Origin of the sequence: Catonella sp. (assembly GCF_052169795.1) — a bacterium.
Taxonomy (GTDB): domain Bacteria; phylum Bacillota; class Clostridia; order Lachnospirales; family Lachnospiraceae; genus Catonella.
The window spans coordinates 1-2727 of record NZ_JBQNBU010000169.1; the positions used below are offsets into that span (position 1 = coordinate 1).

The window sequence follows — 2727 nt, forward strand, 5'->3', positions numbered from 1 at the left end:
GAAAGCACAATACCTGCAATACCCGGAAGAGTAAGTGTAATCTGTAAGAGCTGTAAGAGTACAAGCTCAACAGTGATGTAGGCAATAAGTGCTAAACTTGATGCAAGACCCGGTATCTTATACATAATTATCATAAATAAAAATACTATAATAAAACCTATGAGTCCTGCTAAAAGTGAAGTTTCAAGAGCTGTATCTCCAAGCTTTGCTCCCACAACACTGGAACGAACTTCTTTAAGTTCAAGAGGAAGTGCTCCAACTCTTATTATAGAAGCAAGCCTCTCAGCTTCTTCCATAGAATCCTGTCCTGAAATCTGAGCCTTACCATCCGAGATAACACTCTGCACTACAGGAGCGGAAATAATATTTCCATCATATACAATAGCTATCTGTTTCTTAAGATTTTCCTCTGTTGCCTTAGCAAACTTATTAGCACCCTTTGCATTAAGCTCAAGCTCAACTATATACTGGATTCCAACTCCTGCCTCGCCCTTTATGCTCTGTGCTCTTGCTGTAGCTATATCCGCACCGTCTACTGCTATTTTCTTCTCTTTAGCAAGTTCTTCGATGCTCTTATTAAACTTGTACTTCCCATCTTTAAAACTAATATTACCCTCAACAGGAATGAATTGAAGTGCACCTGCTGAACCAAGCTGCTTAAGCACTGCATCTGCATCCTTAACATCAGGAATATCTACAACTACTCTGTTTAAACCTTCCTGATACACTTCGGACTCTGTACTGAAAATTTCTGCACGAAGTCTCATTTTTTCAATAGTATCAGCCATCTCAGTAGCTGTAGGTTTTGCTTTTACAGTCTCATAAGTAATACTTACTCCACCTGCTAAGTCAAGTCCCCTCTTAATGCTCCCAGCACTTCCCGCCTTATTGCCAAATGCCCCTAAGGCAACGGCTGCTAAAAGTGCTATAACTATGACATAGCTGAATATTTTAGCCATGCCTCGTTTTTTGCTGTTCATTGTAAAATTCACCTTTCTTTAGTTCTTTATTTTTCAGGAGAAAATCTCCACGAAATCTGGTTATAAGTTCGGACAGACCTCTTCTTCTGCTGTCTCTTCTGCAACCTTAATCATAATCGCACATTCTATACGCTTCCTCTGAAGTTCACAGCCTATCTCGTACACATCATCTATATTACCACTGAACTTAAACGAATTGGCAGCACAGCCTCCACTACAGTAGTATCTGGCAAAGCAGTCACGGCATTTTGGCTTTTCATAGACATTTTGATGTTTAAATCCTTCCTGCAAATCAGTATTTGTAATGCCTTCATAAACATTTCCTATAACAAAGCCTTCTTCTCCAACAAACTGATGACAAGGATAAATATCTCCCCAAGGAGTGATAGCCACATATTCCGTACCTGAGCCACAACCTGAAAGACGCTTAGCTACACAAGGTCCTCCTGAGAGATCTATCATAAAGTGAAAGAAGGTAAAACCTCTTCCATCTCTCCTCCGCCTGATATATTCTTTAGCAAGAAGGTCATACTGTTCCTTAATTACAGGAATATCTTCTTCTTTTATCGCATAAGGCTCTGAAGGCAGGGAAACTACCGGCTCAAGAGATATTTCCGTAAACCCTTCATCTGCAAGATGAAGAACATCTGCTGCAAAATCAAGATTTTTACTTGTATAAGTACCTCTTACATAATATTCCTTTTTGCCACGCTTGGCAGCAAAATCTTTAAGTTTTGGAATAATGATGTCATAGCTGCTCTTATTTCCGCCTCTTGTAGGACGCATATAATCATGTACACATTTACGCCCATCTATACTAAGCACAACATTTGTCATTTCTTTGTTACAGAAATCAATTATTTCGTCATTTAACAGCATTCCATTGGTTGTGAGGGTAAAACGGAAGTTTTTATCATGAATCTTTTCAAGTTCCCTTCCATAAGCAACCAGCTTTTTAACCGTATTCCAATTCATAAGTGGCTCACCGCCAAAAAAATCCACCTCAAGATTTTTTCTGTGACCTGAATTTTTAATGAGGAAGTCAAAGGCCGCCTTACCTACCTCATAACTCATCATTCCTCTGTCACCCTGATACTCTCCCTCCCCTGCAAAGCAGTAACGACAGGCAAGGTTACAGTCATGTGCTATGTTAAGGCAAAGTGCCTTAACTACTGTATTCCTATGTTTAAAATCTTTCACATATTTTTCATAAATATCTTCTGTAAAAAGCTGCCCTGCTTCCTGTAACTCTTTGATTTCTGAAATTATATCATCAAAATCTTCTTCTGTCACGGGCATATTTTTATACTTTTCAAGTATTATGCTTTTTATAACAGCAAGTGCTTCTGCTTCATTTTCTTTTTTTTCAATAACCTTTTCATTGAATAAAGCTATACAGTCATAGGCTGCCTCATCAACTACATGCACTGAACCGCTGTTTACATCTAAAACTATATTATATCCATTACTCTGAAACTGATGAATCAAATTATTGGTTCCTTTCTACGAAAGATAAGCAGCGACTGAAGCCGCTGCTTAAACTCTGACTTTTTAGTAAAGGCAGGAATTAGTTTACCTAGCCTCACAGCTCTGGTTACCTACTGTACAAGATGTCTTACAAGCTGACTGACATGATGTCTTACATTCTCCACAGCCGCCCTTTTTCATAGACTCTTTAAGATTTCTTGTAGTTAAGCTCTTAATATGCTTCATATACTATTCTCCTTACCTTTATATTTCTTTATTT

Annotated in this window: 3 protein-coding genes; all 3 read right to left on the reverse strand. The window is 38.3% G+C overall.

Annotation, left to right across the window (positions count from 1 at the left end; genetic code table 11):
* A partial coding sequence (locus ACTTKP_RS12105) for a preprotein translocase subunit SecD (protein WP_442554138.1) occupies window positions 1–980 on the reverse strand: 980 nt, incomplete at its 3' end.
* Window positions 981–1040: 60 nt separating this feature from the next.
* Entirely contained in the window at window positions 1041–2468 is a 1428-nt protein-coding gene (scfB, locus tag ACTTKP_RS12110; RefSeq protein WP_442554139.1) for a thioether cross-link-forming SCIFF peptide maturase, read from the reverse strand.
* Window positions 2469–2552: 84 nt separating this feature from the next.
* A complete protein-coding gene (gene scfA, locus ACTTKP_RS12115; RefSeq protein ID WP_023353408.1) occupies window positions 2553–2693 on the reverse strand; it encodes a six-cysteine ranthipeptide SCIFF in 141 nt (46 codons plus the stop codon).
* Window positions 2694–2727: the final 34 nt, after the last annotated feature.